Genomic DNA, 19,039 nt, shown 5'->3' with positions numbered 1-19,039 from the left:
CACCCGTGCGTCAGCAGATCACCGCGGTGGTCGCTGCATCAGTCTTCGTCGTGGCGGCACCCGCGACGGCGACGGCAGCGAGTCCACCCACCGCCTCCACCGCCCCCGCCGCCGCTGCAACGAGCGTCGGCGGTTTGACGGTCAACGCCCTTGACGATCCGCTCGGTATCCCGTTGGCGGCGCCAACCTTGGGCTGGCAGCTCGGCTCCGAGCGCCGCGGCGTCACGCAGCGGGCCTACGAGATACACGTCGCCTCTTCGGCCGACCGCCTCGACAAGCCCGACGTCTGGGACAGCGGCAAGGTCTCCTCCCGCCAGTCGGTCGACGTCCGCTACGGCGGCCCCGCGCTGCAGCCGCACACCGACTACGTCTGGTCCGTCCGCGTATGGGACGACCGCGGCATCGCCTCCAAGTGGAGCGCGCCCGCCACGTTCGGCACCGCTCTGGGCGACCGGCCGTGGACCGCCGCGTGGATCGGTGCGGACACACCGGCGCTGGGCGCCCAGTGGACCGACTACACGATCAAGTTCACCGCCTCCGACATCAACGGGGCGCTCGGCGTCTACTTCCGCGGTCAGGACACCGAGAACGCCTACATGTGGCAGATCAGCGACGCCGATGACGCGCTGCGCCCGCACGTCAAGCGCAGCAGCAACTACTCGGTCCTCAAGGCGACACCGTTCCCGGCCGGGTTCGACTTCGCCGCCGAGCACGACTACGCGATCGCCGTCGACGGCGACACGATCACCACCACCGTCGACGGCAAGCAGCTTGACCAGCGCACCGATGCGACGTTCGGCGGCCCCGGCACGATGGGCTTCCGCACCAGCGGCGCGGAGCGCGGTCTGGTCCGCGACGTCACGGTCACCAGCGACGACGGAACCGTCCTGGTCGACACCGCCTTCCCGGCGGGCGACCGCACCTTCGCGTCCGGCACCGTGACCGCCGGCGGCCTGCGCGTCGACAGCGCGGGCGGCGAGGCCTGGCTGCGCCGCGACGAGCCTGTCCCGCTGCTGCGCAAGGAGTTCGACCTCGGCGGCAAGACGGTCGCCCGGGCACGTGTGTACGCATCGGCGCGCGGCGTGTACGAACTGCGGCTCAACGGCGCCCGGGTGGGCAACGCCGAACTCGCACCCGGCTTGACGGCTTACGACAAGCACATCGACTACCAGACCTACGACGTGACCCGGCAGGTCCGCGCCGGCGCCAACGTGCTCGGCGCCGAGGTCGCACCGGGCTGGTACAGCGGCAAGGTCGCCATGTTCGGCACCGACGTCTACGGCAAGGACAACTCGGTGATCGCCGAGATGCTGGTCGAGTTCACCGACGGCACCAGCACCACCGTGCGTACCGACGGCACCTGGACCACCACCGGCGGTCCGACCCGCGAGGCCGACCTGCTCGACGGCGAGTCCTACGACGCACGGGTGGCCAAGCAGGTCGGCGGCTGGGACAAGCCCGGCTTCGACGACGCGAACTGGGCCACGGCGCACGTCCGCGACGAGCCGACGACCGTGCTCGAACCACAGACCGCGGTCGACGTACGGGTCACCCAGGAGCTCAGGACCGCCAAGCGGATCGACTCGCCGACCGACGGCGTCTACCTCTACGACCTCGGGCAGAACATGGTCGGCCACGTGCGCCTCACCCTCAAGGGCAAGCCGGGACGGACGGTGAAGATCCGGCACGGCGAGGTGCTCAACCCCGACGGCACGCTCTACACCGCGAACCTGCGCACCGCGAAGGCGACCGACCACTACACCTTCGCCACCGACCAGCCGGAGACCTTCGAGCCGTCGTTCACCTTCCACGGCTTCCGGTACGTCGAGATATCCGGCGTCGACGAGGCCCCCGTGGCCAAGGACCTGGTCGGTGTCGTCGTCGGCACCGACGGTGACCTCACCAGCAGCCTCGACACCAACTCCGACCTGGTCGACCAACTGCACAGCAACATCGTCTGGGGCATGCGCGGCAACTTCCTGTCGATCCCCACGGACACCCCGGCGCGCGACGAGCGGATGGGCTGGACCGGTGACATCAACGTCTTCGCCCGCACCGCCGTCTACAACATGGACGCACAGTCCTTCCTGACCAAGTGGCTGCAGGACCTGCGGGACACCCAGCGGCCCAACGGTTCACTGCCCGGCGTCGCCCCCGTGGTCCCCGGCCGCTTCGACGGCGGCTACGAGTCGGCCGGCTGGATGGACTCCGGCGTGCACGTGCCGTGGACGGTGTGGCAGGCGTACGGCGACACCAACGTCATCCGCGAGAACTACGACCTGATGAAGGGTTACGTCGACTTCCTCGACGCCGACTCCACCGGCCACATCCGCTCCGCCGGCGGCTACCTCGACTGGCTCAACCTCGACGACGCGACCCCGGCCGACGTGCTCGACACCGCGTTCGTCGCCAAGAGCACCCGCGAGTTCGCGCAGATGGCGGCCGCGATCGGCCGGGACGGCGACGCGGCGGCGTACCAGCAGCGCTACGAGGCGATCAGGTCGGCGTACCAGTCGGCGTTCATCGGCGCCGACGGCACCGTGAAGGGCGACAGCCAGACCTCGTACATCCTGACCCTGACCAACGACCTCGCCCCCGCCGACCGGCGCGACAAGGTCGTCGCCAAGTTCGTCAAGACCCTCGAGCGCCGCGACTACCACCTGTCGACCGGCTTCCTCGGCGTCGACGGACTGCTGCCGGCACTCACGCAGGCGGGCCGCTCCGACATCGCCTACCGGCTGCTGCAGCACAAGGACTACCCGTCCTGGGGCTACGAGATCGGGAAGGGCGCGACCACCGTCTGGGAACGGTGGAACTCCATCAACCCCGACGGCACCTTCAACGACGTGGGGATGAACTCGTTCAACCACTACGCGTACGGCGCGGTCGGCGAGTGGATGTACGGCACCATGGCGGGCGTCTCGGCGGCCGAGCCGGGCTACCGCAAGGTGCTCATCGCCCCCGAGCCCGGTGAGGGCATCGACCACGTCGACTTCAGCCACCAGACGCCGTACGGCACGGTGCGCAGCGCGTGGAGCACGACCAGCGGGACGATGAAGCTCGACGTCACCGTGCCGGCGAACACCACCGCCCAGGTGCGCATCCCGGCGGCGAACCGCTGGGCGGTCACCGAGGGCGGCACGCCGATCAGCGAGGTCGACGACGTGAGATACGTCGAGCAGGCCGACGGTGACGTGGTGCTGGAGGTCGGCTCGGGGCGCTATGCGTTCGCGGTCGACCCGGTGCTCGGGGACCTGGGGGCGGCCCGGGCGCAGGCAGCGTCGTTCTCCGACGATGTCGACGCGCTGCAGGTGCGTGGTGCCGGCAAGATCGCCAAGGGTCACCTGCAGGTGCGCACCGCCCTGATGCGGACCGAGCTCGCAGCCGCCTGGCGCCTGCAGAGCGAGGGCGCGGACGAGCGGCTGACCGCCGCCGCGGTGCACCGTGCGCTCGCCGGCGTGGCGGACCTCGACCGATGGACGCAGACGTACGCCGAGCAGGGCACGATCGACAAGACAGCGGCCACGGCACTGCGTGATGCGCTGACCGGCATCAAGCAAACCCTGTCCCGGGCATCGTCGCGCCTGGTCGGCGCGGTCGCCACCCTGGAGGTGCCGGCCGACGAGATCCTCCCGGGCGATGTCGTCCGCGTGACCGTGGCGTTGAAGAACACCGGCAAGCGACCGCTGACCGGCGTCGATTCGTCTCTGCAGGCACCCAGCGGCTGGACGGTGAAACCGGTGGGCCGGCACGCGTCCACCACAGGTGCGGGCAGTACGGTCAAGCACGCCTACGACGTCACGGTCGCGACCAACGCGCAGGCGTCCATGGCCGACCTCACCGGCTCGGTGTCCTACCAGTACGCGGGAGGAACGGCGACGCTCCCGGTGTCGGCGGGCCTGCCGGTCGCCCCCGGCGTCGCCATCGACGGTGTGTCCACCACGCCTGACACGGCCGGCCCGGGCCAGGCGGCCACCATCGCCACCGTGCTGACCAACCGCACCGATGTGGTGCAGTCCGGCAAGCTCACGCTCGGCCTCCCTGACGGCTGGTCGACGCCGAACCCGGTCGGCTACCAACTGAACCCGGGGGAGAAGAGGACGGTCCAAACGGTCGTGACGGTGCCGCTCACCGTCGTCGGCCAGGCGGCCACGGTCACCGTGGCGACCGGCTCGACGCCGGCGGAGCAGGCGACCGGCACGATCGCGGTCTCGCTGCCCACCCCGCCCGCGCAGTCCAGCGACCACGTCGACCTCGGCGACGGGCCGTCGGAGTCCGCCCACCGGCTGACCGCGTCGGAGCACTCGGGAACGAACATCGAGGCCGGACTGACGCGGCGCTACACCCACTCCTCCTACCCGGGCGGCTGGCTGGAGTTCGACGCCGCCGTACCCACCAAGGGTCGCTTCGTGGTCCGCATCGTCGAGACCTTCGACGGTGCCCGGCGCAAGACCTATGACGTCCAGGTGGACGGCACGGTGGTGCACAGCGTCGACCTGAGGCGAAGCGAGGGCGGCCAGGGCACCATCACCCACCAGTTCGTGGTCGACCCCTCCGCCGGCACGTCGGACGGCACCGTGCGGCTCCGCTTCCAGGACACCGGCGCCGACTACGACCCCTCGATCGCCGACGTGTGGGTGATGCCAGTCGACTGATGCAGCCCGCGACACCCGTGTGCCTGAGCACCCCCGCGCCGGGGTGCTCAGGCACACGACCCGCGGCACGGGTGATCTCTGGACCCGGTCGAAATGGCTGACCAGGGGGTCTGCCGGGGCGTGGCAGGCCGCTGTCGAGGGGCGCCGTCACGACACCCGCGGCCGGGCCGGGAAGGGGGTCTGCGGCGTACACGGCCGACGTAGCCACGTGTTTGGAAGGCCACCCTTCCATGCGCGATCGTGGCCCTTACGCGGGACGCATCGGCGACCCGGCTCCCGAGAGGCATGGCGTGAAGCGCATCATCGCTGGACTGTGGCGCATCATCCGGGGGCCCCTGCAGTGGCGGGTCCTGTGGCTGACGAACAGCAAATACATGGTCGGCGTGACCGGCGTTGTCCGCGACGCCGAGGGCCGCGTGCTGCTGCTGCGCCACCGCCTGTGGCCCGAAGACCGCCAATGGGGCCTGCCCACCGGCTACGCCAAAGCAGGTGAGGACTTCCGCGACACCGTCGCCCGCGAGGTACGTGAGGAGACCGGCCTGGACGTCAAGGCCGGCGAGGTGGTCCACCTCAAGAGCGGCTACAAGCTGCGCGTGGAGGTGGCGTATGCCGCCGAGCTCGTCGGCGGCTCCCTGAAGCTCGACTCGTTCGAAGTCCTGGAGGCCAAATGGGTATCGCCGAACGACCTGCCGCCGGGATTGCAGGAGTCGCATCGACTCCTGATCCAGGGCCGGCCCCAGGGCTGACTCGCCACGGTCGAGCGCAGCCCGCGATCGCCCGCCCCGTACGAATGCCTGACCGGCACCTGCGATGCGGCCCGGCTGCTCGAACCGCTGACCGTGGGATGTACGACGCCGGAAACCCTCACCGAGCATCAGCCAGCCGTCATGTTCTCCTTTTGCCGCGCGTTCTGCGGCGGGGGAGGCGGCGGGCCTTGACTTTGAGCCCGTCAGGCCCGAGGGGTTGATACGGAGGCTCTTGTTGCGGAGGTCCAGGGTGTCCGAGACCTCAGTCGCTGATGGTCAGACCGGGGCCCGGGGTCGCCAGGCCGGGAGCGACCGAGCCTGCCGCGGTCAGGATCCGGTCCGGGTCGCATGGAGTGGGGTGGCGGCCCGACAGGCCGTGTTCGCGGTCGCGGTGTTGCGCGGGCGGGGGCGGGCATGAGGGTCCGGCATGAGCCCGGGGTGGGGTCCTGGGCGGCGCGTCAGCCCGAGGCGCCGTTGCGCCGGGCGTAGGCACGGGCGGCGCGGGCGCGGTCGCCGCAGCGGATGGAGCACCAGTGGCGCCGGCCGTGGGTGCGCAGGAGGAACCGGTCGCAGGGGGCGGAGCCGCAGGTGGCGAGGATGCCGGCGTCGGGACCGGTGAGCAGGTCGGCGGCGTCGGCGGCGAGGGTCGCCAGTGCGTGGTTGACGGCCTGGTCGGTGGGGTGTGCCTGGATGCGGCGCAGTCCCTGGGCCCCGTCCCAGGCGAGGAGGGGTGCGGTGGGTACGGCCGTGAGTGCCTCGTTCACCGCGCGCAGGGAGTCTTCGGGCGGGGCGGTGCTGTCGACACGGGCGGCGAACAGGGCACGTACGTGTGCGCGAAGCGCGCGCATCCGCTGTGCGCACACCTCGTACAGCTGCACGTCCGGGGTGGTCAGGTCGTGGGCGACGAGCCAGTGCATGGCGGATCCGGGGGTGGCGAGCAGGTCGTAGCTCTGGCCCGCAGGCAAGGTGGCGGCGGTGTTGGCGAAGTCCAGGGAGCGGTGGCGGTCGGCACCCGGAGCTGGAGGCAGAGCGCTCTGCACTGTGTCGGTGGCCAGGGCGTCGTCCATGCTTCTCATGGTAGCGGTTGCATTTTTCCGTGAGCCCTGCCTAGCCTGGTGTCACGTTAAACACAGACCTTTTGCGTGAGGAATGAGGAAGACGTGATGTCCCAGCCCAACGCCGATCAGTTCCCGGTCCGCACGTACGGCGGCCCGACCGCCTTGTTCGAGTACGGCGGGCTGCGGTTCTTGACCGACCCGACGTTCGACGGCCCCGGCGACTACGGCCGGCCCGGCCGCCCGGTCCTGACCAAGACCGCCCCCTCCACCGGCACCCCTGCCGATCTCGGCCCCATCGACGTGGTCCTGCTCTCCCACGACGAGCACCCCGACAACCTGGACACCTCCGGCCGTGCCCTGCTCGCCGACGTCCCCCTCACCCTGACCACCCCCGGCGGAGGCGAGCGCCTCGGGGAGAAGGCCAGGGGCCTGGCCGACTGGGAGACCGTCGAGCTGGAGCGCCCGGGCGGCGGCACTGTCACCGTCACCGGCGTTCCCGCCATCCACGGCCCCGGCCCGCGCGAGGAGGTCGAGCCCTTCACCGGCCAGGTCGTCGGTTTCGTCCTGACCGGAGAGGGCCTTCCCACGGTCTACGTCAGCGGCGACAACGCATCCCTCGACGCCGTCAAGGAGATCGCCGGGCGCTTCGCCCCGGTGGACACCGCCATCCTGTTCGCCGGTGCACCTCGTTTTCCCGTGCTCTTCGACGGCAACCTGATCGTCCTGGACAGCGCGCAGGCTGCTGAGGCCACCCGGATCCTCGACGCCCGCCGTGTCGTCCCGGTCCACCACGACAGCTGGGCCCACTTCACCGAGGGCCGCGAGGACCTGGAGGCCGCCTTCACCGCCGCGGGCCTGGCCGACCGCCTGGACCAGGACTGGGCGCAGCGCTCCTCGGCCTGAACCGCCGCCCGGAACCGAGACTCGCGCGCGTTCGGCGCGTCAGCCCTGGTCCGGCTGCGGCGCGTTCGTGTCGAGGCGGGCGAACAGGTCGGCGACCAGGGGTGCCGCGTGCTGTTCGAGGTAGAAGTGCCCGCCGGGGAAGGAGCGCGTGGCGAAGCCCGACCGGGTCCTCGAGCAGGTGAGCGGGCGCGGTGGCTGCTCCGGCTCACTCCGGCGCCGCGGTTTCGCCGTCCGGCAGACGCTGCCGCGCTGCGACCACGGGTTGTCCGTCTACGCGCCGGCCGAGGGCTTCTTCCCGTTGTCCCGTTGCCGCCGTGGCGCCCGCGCGTGCCTGTTCCGGGTCTTCGCGAAGGTTGAGCGTCCGCGTCATTGCGCAGACGACCCTGACCGCCGGCCCCGAAACCCCAGCGGACGGCACCCTCACGCGCCCGAGTTCCGGCGGGTGCTATTCGAAGGGGCGGAGTGCTTTTGTCGCTGTTTCCCGCACGGTTGGATTTGTGTCGTCGGTCAGTTGGGCCAGTAGCGGACGTGCGGGCGGCCAGTGCCCCACACTGGCGGCGAGGGCACCCGCGACTGCGGCGCGTACCCACCAGTCTGGGTCGTCCGTCCTGGACCGCAGGGCATCGAGCGACACGCCCAGCATGCCGAGGCCGCGGGCCGCCCCGGCCCGCACGGACGGTTCGGAGTCGGCGAGCAGTTCACGCAGGGCGGCAGCCGCGGCCGGGGCGCGATCGGAGTTCGCGGCCCTGCGGCCTACCGCCTCGCCCAGCACCGAACGGACGTACCAGGCGGGATCGGAGGTAAGCGGAACCAGGTGGTCGACTGCCGCCGGAGGGGCGGACCAGGCCAGCAGGAGCACGGCATCGTGCCGCACCCAGGAGTCCGGATCCTGCAAGGCCGTGACCACAAGCGCGTATGCCTGTGCGTTGTTGCTCACGCTCGGCAGTGAGTTGAGGGCGGTTCGCCGGATCGTCGGATCGGGGTCGGCCAGCGCCTCGCGCAGTACCCCCGTGTCGGGCGCCTCGAACACGTCGCGGAGCGCCCACAGCGCGGCTCTGCGCAAGTCGGGGCCATCACCGGCGAGCACCGGGAGGATGACGGCCCGGCACTCGTCCCGATCGGCTCGCATGACGGCGCTCAACGCCATGCCCAGTCGTTCACCGTCATCGTCGTCCTCGCCGCGCAGCGCGTCGGCGAAGACCCGCAGGAGCAGCGGGAACGCTGCGGCCCCGGAGAGGCCGGCCAAGGCATGTGCCATCAGGTCCCGGCCGTACCAGTTGCGCTCGCGCGTGCAGGTTTCCAGCGCGGCCCGTACGGACGCTGCCGCCGAGCGGTCACCGCTCACGGCCAGTTCCCTTACGAGCGGCCAAGGATCACCATCCAGTGTGCCGTCGGCGTACCGGAACAGTTCGGCTGGTGTCACCTGGGCCTCCTGCCCTGAGGTGAGGCGTGGACCGGGGACCTGTTCCCGCCGGTCCAGCGCCCGCATGGCGGGGTCAGCGTACGCTCGAGTCACCGCGCCCGCACAGCACCGCGCTGGGTTTGTGCCTGGCCGGTTCCTCGGAGAACCGGTGCCGTCCTGTCCTGGGTACCGGCAACCGGCCTTGCTCAGGAGTGCAGGGGGGCCGTGTTTCCGTACCGGTTGCCGCGCGGCGGGGCAGTTGTGTGTACGAGTCGGGGGAGTTGTCTTGATGATGTGGCAGTTCGGGGTGTGTTGTGCGGCGTGCGGATACATTGGGGGTCTGCTGTTGGGGCGGGCCGGATGCGGGATCCGGCGGGTTTGAGGAGTTTTTGGTCATGGGGGAGTCCGGGTTCGCTGAGCGCTGGTTGGAGACCGGCTCGGGGCCCGGTGCTGTGGTTCGGGCCCGTGTGGCGCAGGTGAACCAGGCGGTGCAGGCGGCGTACCGGGCGTGGTTGGACCACGCGACCTCGTGCCCGACGTGCCGGGACGGGGCCGCGCGTCAGTGCACGGTTGTGCAGCCGTTGTGGGATGCGTACCAGGCGGCTCAGCAGGCGGCCCGGTGACCCGGTGCCGCCGTGGCCGGGCGGTATCTGGCGTCATGCATTCCGGTGAGGCGATCCCCCGTGCCGCGGTGTGCCGGCGGCCATGACGTGCCAACCGCCCGCCTGCACGCCGACCCCGCCGGATCACCACGAGGGCCTTGACCTTGACCGCGTCGTGATGACGGACGAGACCCACGCCCGGCATGTCCTGGCCGCCTGCTGCTACCCCGGTGACAAGCGGCGCCGCTCCCACCGGGCGGGCCCGCGGCCGTTTACCGCCCGGTGCCGGCTGGCGCGGCCCTTCATCGTGCGCGGGTTCGAAGGCTGCGGAGTCCCGCGCGCCTGCATCCCCGGTGGCGTCCCCAACGGGTGCCGCCGTGGGGTTGACCTGCGACGATGGCTTTCCTGGCTCCCGTGCGGTGGCTGTCCTGGGGTGCACCTGCCCCTGAGGTCGAGGTGCGCATATGAGTGCAATCCGTTCATACTTGCATATAACCTCCAGTCAGGTCACGATTACCCTACGTAACCGAGGCGCGATCTCGTATGAACGCCACGACCAAGTACACACTCGCCGCCGCTGCCGTCGGCTGGACCTTCCTGGCGTCCCAGTGGTCCGGCAAGGGCTGCGACTTCGTCCCTCAGTCCTACGCCCTCGTGCTCTCCCACGGCGTGCCCGCGGGCGCTGAGGGATGCAAGGCCGAGACGGACGGGCCGCAGTACACCGACCAGTACGACCGGTGACACCCATGTGAGGTCCGGAGTGGGTGCCACCGGCTCGAGTTCGGGCTCGTCCGGGGTGGCCGGCGGCGTGCCGCATACGGGCCCGTCGAGGTGGGCAATGTGCCACGTCCGGTGGTGGTGGCCCCCCTTGGTGTGCCGCTGCGCTATGACTGGGCCAGGATTCCCCGGAGCAGGCCGGTGGACTGGCCCACCTCGATGAGGTACCCGTCGGGGTCGCGCAGGTAGCAGCGCAGCTCCGAGCCTCGGTCCACCGGTTCGGTCAGGAATTGGGCGCCCTGGGAGACGGCGTGCGCGTGGAAGGCGGCGAGGTCGGCGACGCGCACGTTCAGGAAACCGGATACACGGTCGCCGGTGTGGGGCGCTTCCAGAGTCACGTCCGGCTTGTCGGGCGTGGGTCCGCCCCCTGGGTTCATGATGAGCCAGCTGTTGGCGATCTTGACGATCGCCGGGTTCTCCTCCATCACGACCTGGCCACCGAAGACGTCGGCGTAGAAGCGGCGCGAGACCGTGACGTCCCGCACGGTCAGGAAGTGCGTGAGGAGCAGACCGTGCTCGGGCACGGGCAGGTCACCGGGAGGTACCGTCATCGTTGGGTCACCCTTCGTCGAAGTGGGGTGGTCCCGGGGTGAAGACCACGACGGAGCAGGGTGGCCAAGAGGCCGTCGCCTCAACCGCGTGCGGCAGACTTGTGCAGTGCACGACGCGGGCGGGCTCTGCCCCGGGCTGCCGACCGCTCCGCAGTAACCGACCAGAGCGGCCGTGGTTGTGTGACACCCCGGGGGGCGGCCTTCTCCCCGGGATGTTCGTGGGCCGGCCAGCAGGGGCGGTCGAATGCGTCTGCCGGCCGATCGAAGGCGGTTGCTGTCACCGTGGTCGTGGGGCCCGCTGGGCGATCTCGGTGCATTCGGTGTGCAGGTCCCAGGAGACCGGCCGGTCGAAGTCGAGATGCAGCCGTACGGCGCGGGTGGTGGTGAGCACCTGGTCGGCGGACAGGCCGAGATGCCCGGTGGTGGGGTTGATGTCGTGGCCTTGGGGGTGCGGGTTCACGGGTGGGGCCTGCTGGTGAGGCCGAGCAGGGTGAGCCGCTCGGCGGTCGAGGTACCGGCGACCGGCGAGAACAGGGCGAGGACCTGGGTGCGGTCCTCGTCGATCAGGGACTGGCAGTCCAGATCGAGCAGGCCGACCTTGGGGTGCAGGATCCGTTTGCGGCGGTACCGCATCACGGCGACGTCGTGGAGATCCCACAACGCGGCGAACCCGGGGCTGCCGCTGCGCAGCCGGTCGACCAGGGTGCGGGCGGGGTCGTCGTCGCGGCGGCCGACGGCGGCCCGCAGGTCGGCGACCAGGGCTCGCGACCCGTTGGCGTGGTCCTCGACCGGATACCCGCAGCGCCTACCGGGGTCGGTGAACCAGCGGTAGATGATGCTCGCCTCGGGGCCGCTGCGGCCGGTGAGGTCACCGAACACGGCGCGGGCGAGGTGTTCTGGGCCAGCGTGTCACCGAGGTCGGTCATCACCTGGGCGGGTACGTCGGAGAGCCGGTCGAGGACGGCCGGCAGGGCCGGGGAGACGTGCCGGTCGCCGCGCCGGCGGTCCGGCACGTTCAGCCCGGCGAGCCGTTAGAGGTGGTCGCGTTCGTGGGGCATCGGATCGGTTCCAGTCGTCTCGCGACGGTCCGCTGACAGCCATACCCAGAACCCCTGGGTCCAGCTGATCCAACGAATGACCAGTTCGAACCGGGGAACCAGAAAGTGGGGCCTCTGCTGGGGCGGAGGCCTCCTCACGACGTCGCAGCCTGGACCCGGGTGAACTCGTGTGGTCGTAGCGCTAGTTGAGCGAGAACGGTTGACGAGCGCCGCCCCGGACAGCGCTGCCCGGGGCGGCCGCAGGACGGACCCCGCCGCAGCCGTACGCGCTGCCGGCTGGCCCCGTACGGACGGTTCACCGTATGGGGCCACCTGCTCATCCGCCGACGAGCACACTGTCGGTGACAGCGTCCTGGAAGCCGTCACCGCCTTCGTAGGCGGCCCGGTAGCGGGCTTCTCCGCTGCCCTCGAGGTCCGCGGAGAAGTAGTACCCGGTGCCGTCCCACCGTGCCTCGACGGTGGTCAGGTCCGACCAGTCCAGGCCGTCGGACGAGCGCTGCACGGTGACCAGGACCGTGCCCGGGGTGAAGCCGTCGGTGAAGTCCATGTGGCCCTCCGCGTGCACGGTCCGCTCGTCGGTCCGCAGCGACGAAAAGTCGGTGAACACCGCGCCGTGGTGAACGTGTACCAGGTCGCTCAGGCCGGTGGACGGCTGAAGGAAGGGGTCTTCCGTGGTGTCCAGCGCGAGCTGGAAGTATCCGCCGTCCCATGGCGTGTAGGTGACCGAGAAGGTTCCGTCGTCTTTGGTCGTGAAGCCCCCTACGGTATCGGTCCTGCCCTCCTTCGGCCCGAAGAGGATGCCACCGGACTCCCCGGCCAGGGGCACCCAGCCCTCCGCCGTGTGCTGTTCGACCTTGGCGGTCAGCGTGACCGCCTCTCCGTCGTCGATGTCCGTGGCGCTGACCTGGGCGACGAACCGCGTGGGAATCTGGTCGACGCCGATCTGGACCAGCTCCGACTCCCCGGACAGGACGAAGGGCTCGCCCCCGGTCGCCCGGAACACGGCCTGAACAGGGGCACCGTTGTCGAGGTGGACCGAGCCGGCGAAGCGTCCAGCAGCATCCGTGGTCACGGAGGACTGGGTCCAGTAGTCGACATCGAGGTCCACCTGGCGTCCCGCGAGCGGGAGCAGTTCCCTGGTGGGCCGGCGCTCGTACAGGGTGCCGCTGACCTCGACGTCGCGGTGGTCCCTGTCGATGGCAGTACGGTCGACGGTCAGTGCGCCGAACTTGGCCACGACGTAGTAGGCGAGTTCGCCGGCCGACGTCTGCGAGACGTGGTCGCCGTCGGCGTCCGTCAGTTCTACGTCGACGCGGTAGGCACCGAACTGGTCCAGCTGCAGCGGCTTCTTGGTGCGCCACACGCCGCTCTTGCGGTCGCCGGAGGAGAGCGTGAAGTCCTTGGGTTTGACCCGGGCGACCTCGTGCCCGGTGGTGTACGAGACGATGTGCGCCGAGACCGCGGTGATGTCACTGCCGGATTCCGCAACGACCTGCAGGGTGCCAAGGTCGTCGTTCACGCTGCCGGCGTACCGCACCTGCAACTGGTCGGACGCGTGAGCGGCCGGGGCGGCTGTCACCACAAGCCCTACGGTGAGACCCAGCGCCGCCACGACGGCACGTAGCTTTCTTGGGCGGCGCCCGCCATTCGTCCGTCTCGCCAATCCATCCATATGCTGTCCCACCCCTTCTGTGCCGAAATCAGCCCGGCGATGCGATTGCGCGGCCGAGCCCGCGAGTAGTTGTAGCGCACCTTGATCATCACTCGCATGCCCATTCGGTGACCGTGGCTTCGGCCACGTGCCTCGGGGGCTGGGGGAGGACCACGGTGACCCGTTATGGCGTGCTCGGCACGATGCGTGCGCGACTTGTCGGCATTTATGGTGATTCACTCCCAATGGATGCCGGAGTGATCGCAGACTGACCGTTGCAGTACGGTCGGCGCTCCGAACTGCCCGTAGGTGTTGGCGTGTGATCACCAGGGGGACCCAGCTTGCACCGCGGAAGCCGCGGTCACGAGCGCGCCCGCCACCGGGTCAGGACGCCGGGCCGGTCCCGGTGCCGGATGAGGTGCGGGCGAACCAGCTCCGCGTCTCCTCGGCGGGGAGGACGCGGGTGAGTTCGGCCGTGCCCGGGAGCAGCGGGAAGAACCGGTCGGCGTTCCAACTGCGCTGGTACATCGGCTCGTCCAGTACGAGCAGGCGGCGCCCCTCCACCACGGGGATGTCGTCGGGCAGCCCCTCGTTCCAGATCCGGTCGCCGTTCGGGGCGAGGAGTTCGAAGGCCCCGGTCGCGACCGCTTCGCTGCGTCCCCGGGCGGGCTTGGGGTCCGTGGCCAGGCGGACGCTCTCGGCCGAAGGCGCGGTGCCGGGCACGTGGCCGCCGCTGACGAGGACGTGGGCGAGCAGCGTGTGCAACTGGAAGTTGTCCGCGATGCCGCCGATGCGCACCTCGAAGCCGGTTCCGGTGGGCCGGTGCAGCACGACCAGGTCCTCGTCGTCCAGGACGGCCAGTGCGTAGGCCAGGCACTTGAGGTCGTGCCGCTCCAGGGCTGCCAGGTCGTTGCAGACGGGGAGGAGCGCGGACGCGTGCCGGCTGCGCACCTCTGCGCTGCGGCACAGCACGGCCAGCGCGGGCGGTTGCCACTCCTCGACCGAGCACCAGGCCAGCGCCAACCGCGTGGCCTCGTGCGCGTCGTCGCCCAGGCGGGCCAGCAGGGCATCGTCGATGATCTTCTGGTCGGGCTCCGGCAGTTCGTCCTCGGCGCCACCGGAGCCCGTCCACCGGCGGGCGAACTCCAGTGCGTCGAGCAGGTCCTGCCGGACGCCGCCGAGGATCGGCTCCGCGCAGGCCGCCGGATCGGCCCCGCTCTCGACGCAGAACCCGGCCGCCATCGCCAGCAGCGGGCGCGGACCGGTGGGCGGGAAGGCGGGAATCAGTGCGGCCAACCGGGGCCCCACTGGCGCGCGTTCGGGGTCGGTCGACTGCTGCAGGCTGTTTATCGCGGCGGTGAAGGCCCGCTCGGTGCGGGCACCGTCACGAGCGTCGACGGCCTCTTCCAGCTCCGACACGACGGCGCCGAGGCCGGCGGACTTCTGCTTCCTCTTGAAGATCACCGGCACACCTTATGCCCGAGGACTGACAACGGGCGGTGGAGCGATCCGAACGCCCGTGCCCGCTGTTCCCCCTCGCCCTCAGCGCCGGGTGGAGATCTGGTTCGCGCCACGCCGGTAGGTGTGGAGGATCAACCCCGCGTGGAATGTGCCCCCCTTGCGTACAGCGCGGGAACCAGGGCGTCTTCCAGCATGTTCCGGTAGAGGCCTGGGGCGTTGTGCTTCTCGGCGTCCCGCGCCACCCACTCGATCATGCCGTCGTCGCACACTACCGCCGGTCTTCGTCCACGAACAGGTCCGTCAGATGGCACTTCCCGGCGTACCTGCCGCCGGCGTGGAACAGGTGGTGCGCGATGCCGACCATCGTGCGGTCCAGCCGGGCCGCGATACCGCGTATCCGCTCGTCGTCGAGCAGACGCCGCCCCGTCCGTTCGCAGGCGTCGTCGTCGCGTTCGACCTCGAAGCAGGAGTCTTTGCCGCGGACCGGTACCTCCCAGCAGGCGCGGCCGGACTCGGCAAGGGAGCAGATCTCCACGATTGCGCCCATCCTGGCGTGGGCAGTGCGGCAACGTCCGCCGGTCTCCCCTGATACGTCCCCACCGCCGGCCCAGCCGTGATGCGTGAGTGCCTTCAGCGCACCAGCTCGGTGGCCAGCAGGTCCATCAGTAGGCCGTCGTGCCAGGTCCCGTCGGGGCCACGCTCGTACTGCCGCATGATGCCGACCGGCCGGAAACCGGCATTCGCGTAGCAGCGGATCGCCGCGGTGTTGTCTGCCGCCGGGTCGATGACCAGACGGTGGTAGCCGAGGTCGTCGATGAGATGGCGGGCCAGCGTGCGTACGGCGTCGGTGCCCAGACCCCTGCCGTGCGCCGCAGGATCGAGGAAGAGGTCGATTCCCGCGTGCCGGTAGTCCGGATCCTCCTCGGAATACCACTGGATCATGCCCACGGTCCGCCGCTGGTGAAGGACCGTCAAACAGGCCGTGTCAGGGTCGTCAAGGTCGGCCGCGATGTCCGCTTCGAGATCATCCCCGCCGTTCCAGCGTGCGCGCACCTCGGGAGTGCCCCGGATCGCGGCCAGAGCGGGGATGTCCTCGGGGGCGGTGGGCTGGAGGACGACGAGGGTGCCATGCAGCACGGTCACGGCAAGCACTCTATGCGACCGCGACCGTGCGCCCTGCGTTGTCCTGCCGGTTGCCGACTGTCCTCCACCGGGCCGCCGTTGTCGGTGCCGGATGACACCATCCGGTCATGAGTGGCGAGGCTTTCAACTGGCACGGGTTCCTCGGACGATGGCAGGAGGAGTGGGTTCCGCGCGCTGACCGGGACGAGGACGGCGGACAGGCCGTGCCCCTGGGCAGGCCCGGGGCGGACGAGACGGCGATCGCCGCGGCCGAGGAGCGGCTGGGGCGGCGGCTGCCGCCCTCGTACCGGGAGTTCCTGGCCGTGAGCAACGGGTGGCACGTGGACGAGACGGCCGGGGTCTACCAACTCGGCGGTGTCGCGGACATCGACTGGTTCGGGGATCCGCACGGCATGACCCCGCTGTACGAGCAGGGTCTGGGCGACGACCCGCGCGAGGAGGACGTCCTGCTGGCCGGGATGTGGCGACGCGCGCTGCGGCTGGAGACGGACTCCGACATGTCGAACGCCCTGCTCGACCCGGGCGACAGCGACCAGGACGGCGAGTGGGCGCTCTACGTGTTCAAGGGCTGGAGCGGTGAATACCCCCGCCGCTACGCGTCGTTCCGCGCGTACATGGAGGCCAAGTACCGCGCCTTCCACGCCGACCGGACGGAGAGACCCGACTTCGTCAACGCGACCACGCGAGCCCAGGACGCCCAAGTGGAGCAGGGCCGCCTGCTGGCCCTGCGCGGGCGGTACGAGGAGGCCCTGCCGCTGCTCGAGGAGGCGCGGTCATTCGGCCGACCACGTAGCGCCGCCCTGCTGGGCCAGCTCCGCCACCTGCTCGCTCCGCACAGCCACCGGGACTACGGCCACCTCGTGGCCGACCCGCGCTACCTGTCCGAGATCCTGTCCGTGGAGGCCATGGCACCGGCGGGCGACCGATGGCGCCAGGGCGGGGACGACCACTGGCTCAAGATGATGACCGCCCGTGGGGCAGACCGGAAGGCCGCCGAGACGCTACTGAGCGCGATGCGGGACGGCACCTATCGCTACGCGCCTCCCGGTGCCTGGGGCCGGGCCGTCGCCGAAGCCCGGGAATTGGCCCGCTGGGGGGCGACCGACGCCGCATGGCGGGTGCTGCGGGACGCGCTGCCGGTTTGGGAGGCGCCCGAGTCCCTGCTGATCGCTCCGATCGGCCTGCTCGCCGATCCGTTCCTGGGCCCGCTGATCACCCCGGACCGTGGGCGGGAAATCCTCGCGACACCGCGGGCCGGGGAGACGGGACCTGCTCCCGAGCCGGTGCCCGATCTCGACCCGCCGGGCCTCGGCTGGCTGACGGAGCCTGCCGTGTACGGGCAGCGGGTGGACGGCTACCGCTGTGTCTGGGTCGAGGGGGTCGACCCGGACCGGCTCCCCGCGCTGATTGGCGAGGAGGGTGCCGAACTGAGCGGGCCCGTGGAGCTGCGCATGTTGCCCTGGCGGGGGCCCAAGCCGCACGAGCGCGAGGGCGTGCAACCCTGGGAGGACCGGGCCGTCGTCGCCGCGGGCCGCACCGCCGAAGCGTGGGCCTTCGCCTTCGACGGCCACTCCCGGCGTTCTCTGAGTGAACGGCTCGCGTCCCCCGCCGTGGCGGCCTCGTCGTCCGGCCGAGCGGTGGTGGTGTGGCGCGACCCGGAGCGCGCGTCTCCCGGTGCCCGCCCCACCGCGTTCCACCTCTCGGTGGCCGAACAGGGCGAGGAGCTCTATGCGTTCACCGTGCGGGGTACGGAGATCGAGCGTTCCGGCGCGATACCCGAAGCCCTGGACCCCGCACGGTTGTTCCGCCCCGAGGACACGGAGCCGGACCGCGAACGCCGTTTGCTGGAAGCCCTCCATGCCGAACTCGGGCTCTCGCTGCCGCGCTTCGCGCTGACCCAAGGCAGGCTCCGCACCTTCATCACACGGTCCTGGACCAGGGCGCCGCGCGAGGGGGAGGCGTACGCCTACCTCGGGTTCGTGCGACACCGGCCCTGAACTCGTTGACGGGAACCCCACATGACCGCCCTCCCCGACCTTCCCCGTCCCGAACGCGTCCGAAAGGGCGGCGGACGAGCTTCTCGCCGAGGCCACCCGCAACGGTCTCCGTCCCAGCGTCCTGACACTCGCCAATCGCGTCGGACTCTCCAACACCAGCTTCCGCCGCCCCGCCCCCGACATCGTCGAGACCATCACGACGGCGCGAAACGCCACAACCGAACCCAGCGCGCCAGCCGGCACCAAGCGCGACACGGACCTCGTCCGGAGAAACGCCAAGCTCCGCAGAGCGAACCGGGAACTCACCGACCAGCTGGGCCTCGCCCTCGCATGGGTCCAGCTCCTGGCCATCGAGAACAAGGACCTGAGAGCTCAAGTCGAAGCATCCTCCCGAGTCACCCACCTGCCGAGGAGCCGGGGAGCGGAACGTTGCTTCCGGTGCTTGATCCTGGAGCCGTCAGGCGCATGAGCCTGATGGAACCCCGTGCCGTGCTCCTCGGTCGCCGAGCAGAGGTGGACGGGCAGGCCGACCGGGTCGAAGCTGACGTAGCAGGTCCAGATCGCGCGCATATCGACGGCATGCAACCCGGGGCGGTCGGACGAGCGGTGGGCTATTCCTTGCCGCTTATCGTCAACTGGCGTTCTCGGCGGCATAGGTCTGGAGCTTGCTCAGGGCCTGAGGAGCGGCGCTCTCGTTGGCGCGGGCGACGATGACGATTTTGCTGGTGGCGACCGCGACGATTGCCTTGTCGTCCTTCTTGCCGATGACGGTGTCGTTTTGCCGGGCAGTCAGCGCGTAGTTCTCGCCCTGAACCGCCAGGCGCGGCGAGGCTTCGGGATCGCGGACCGTCTGCACGATCTCCTTGGTCTCCTGGGGCGAGGGGCGCCATTGCGCCGCGTCGCTGGTTCCATACAGGCTCCCGTTGAGATCAGCGAGGAACACCGCATCTACGCCCGGAGTGCTTCGGACGATGCCTTCGCAGGACGGTTCCCAGCTCATGAACCGCTCCTTTCCGACGGGGAGCCGGCGGCGGC

At 70.5% G+C, this 19,039-nt stretch carries 15 protein-coding genes; 5 read left to right on the top strand and 10 right to left on the bottom strand.

Annotation, left to right across the window (positions count from 1 at the left end):
- Positions 1–5 precede the first annotated feature (5 nt).
- Positions 6–4,655, top strand: a complete 4,650-nt coding sequence (locus tag PV410_RS38290) for a family 78 glycoside hydrolase catalytic domain (RefSeq protein ID WP_500330881.1) — start codon at positions 6–8, stop codon at positions 4,653–4,655.
- Between the two features lie 290 nt (positions 4,656–4,945).
- Complete coding sequence (locus PV410_RS38285) at positions 4,946–5,401, top strand: NUDIX hydrolase (protein ID WP_500330879.1); 456 nt, start codon at positions 4,946–4,948, stop codon at positions 5,399–5,401.
- Between the two features lie 458 nt (positions 5,402–5,859).
- Here the strand turns inward: PV410_RS38285 and PV410_RS38280 are convergent, their stop codons facing one another.
- Complete coding sequence (locus PV410_RS38280) at positions 5,860–6,477, bottom strand: ABATE domain-containing protein (RefSeq protein WP_500330878.1); 618 nt, start codon at positions 6,475–6,477, stop codon at positions 5,860–5,862.
- A gap of 87 nt (positions 6,478–6,564) precedes the next feature.
- Here PV410_RS38280 and PV410_RS38275 point away from each other — a divergent pair, with 87 nt between their 5' ends.
- Positions 6,565–7,362 (top strand): MBL fold metallo-hydrolase, encoded by a 798-nt coding sequence (locus PV410_RS38275; protein ID WP_500330876.1) that lies wholly within the window; start codon positions 6,565–6,567, stop codon positions 7,360–7,362.
- Between the two features lie 445 nt (positions 7,363–7,807).
- On the opposite strand, the gene PV410_RS38270 is transcribed toward PV410_RS38275, so the two are convergent.
- Positions 7,808–8,851, bottom strand: coding sequence for a HEAT repeat domain-containing protein (locus PV410_RS38270; protein ID WP_500330875.1), 1,044 nt, complete (start codon positions 8,849–8,851; stop codon positions 7,808–7,810).
- A gap of 1,058 nt (positions 8,852–9,909) precedes the next feature.
- Between PV410_RS38270 and PV410_RS38265 the strand changes: the two genes are divergently transcribed.
- Positions 9,910–10,107, top strand: a complete 198-nt coding sequence (locus PV410_RS38265) for a hypothetical protein (RefSeq protein ID WP_500330873.1) — start codon at positions 9,910–9,912, stop codon at positions 10,105–10,107.
- Positions 10,108–10,250: 143 nt separating this feature from the next.
- Here the strand turns inward: PV410_RS38265 and PV410_RS38260 are convergent, their stop codons facing one another.
- The 7 genes from PV410_RS38260 to PV410_RS38230 form a co-directional block, all read right to left on the bottom strand.
- A complete protein-coding gene (locus tag PV410_RS38260; protein ID WP_500330872.1) occupies positions 10,251–10,694 on the bottom strand; it encodes a VOC family protein in 444 nt (147 codons plus the stop codon).
- Positions 10,695–10,971: 277 nt separating this feature from the next.
- Positions 10,972–11,154, bottom strand: coding sequence for a hypothetical protein (locus tag PV410_RS38255; protein ID WP_500330870.1), 183 nt, complete (start codon positions 11,152–11,154; stop codon positions 10,972–10,974).
- Positions 11,151–11,573 carry an MmyB family transcriptional regulator gene (locus tag PV410_RS38250; protein ID WP_500330868.1) on the bottom strand — a complete coding sequence of 141 codons (423 nt, stop codon included), beginning with the start codon at positions 11,571–11,573 and terminating at the stop codon, positions 11,151–11,153. Before PV410_RS38250 ends, PV410_RS38255 begins: the two co-directional genes overlap by 4 nt.
- A 495-nt stretch (positions 11,574–12,068) precedes the next feature.
- Positions 12,069–13,271, bottom strand: coding sequence for a hypothetical protein (locus PV410_RS38245; protein ID WP_500330866.1), 1,203 nt, complete (start codon positions 13,269–13,271; stop codon positions 12,069–12,071).
- Positions 13,272–13,787: 516 nt separating this feature from the next.
- On the bottom strand, positions 13,788–14,867 hold the full coding sequence (locus PV410_RS38240) for a hypothetical protein (protein WP_500330865.1): 1,080 nt from the start codon (positions 14,865–14,867) through the stop codon (positions 13,788–13,790).
- Positions 14,868–15,132: 265 nt separating this feature from the next.
- Positions 15,133–15,411, bottom strand: a complete 279-nt coding sequence (locus PV410_RS38235; protein WP_500330863.1) for a hypothetical protein — start codon at positions 15,409–15,411, stop codon at positions 15,133–15,135.
- 83 nt (positions 15,412–15,494) lie between these two features.
- Positions 15,495–16,001 carry a GNAT family N-acetyltransferase gene (locus PV410_RS38230; protein WP_500330917.1) on the bottom strand — a complete coding sequence of 169 codons (507 nt, stop codon included), beginning with the start codon at positions 15,999–16,001 and terminating at the stop codon, positions 15,495–15,497.
- A gap of 113 nt (positions 16,002–16,114) precedes the next feature.
- Between PV410_RS38230 and PV410_RS38225 the strand changes: the two genes are divergently transcribed.
- A complete protein-coding gene (locus PV410_RS38225) occupies positions 16,115–18,004 on the top strand; it encodes an SMI1/KNR4 family protein (protein ID WP_500330861.1) in 1,890 nt (629 codons plus the stop codon).
- Positions 18,005–18,635: 631 nt separating this feature from the next.
- On the opposite strand, the gene PV410_RS38220 is transcribed toward PV410_RS38225, so the two are convergent.
- Entirely contained in the window at positions 18,636–19,004 is a 369-nt protein-coding gene (locus tag PV410_RS38220) for a profilin (protein WP_500330860.1), read from the bottom strand.
- Positions 19,005–19,039 lie beyond the last annotated feature (35 nt).

The sequence above is a fragment of the Streptomyces sp. PA03-5A genome (genome assembly GCF_033792725.1).
Taxonomy (GTDB): Bacteria; Actinomycetota; Actinomycetes; order Streptomycetales; family Streptomycetaceae; genus Actinacidiphila.
This window is presented reverse-complemented; position numbering and strand designations above follow the sequence as displayed.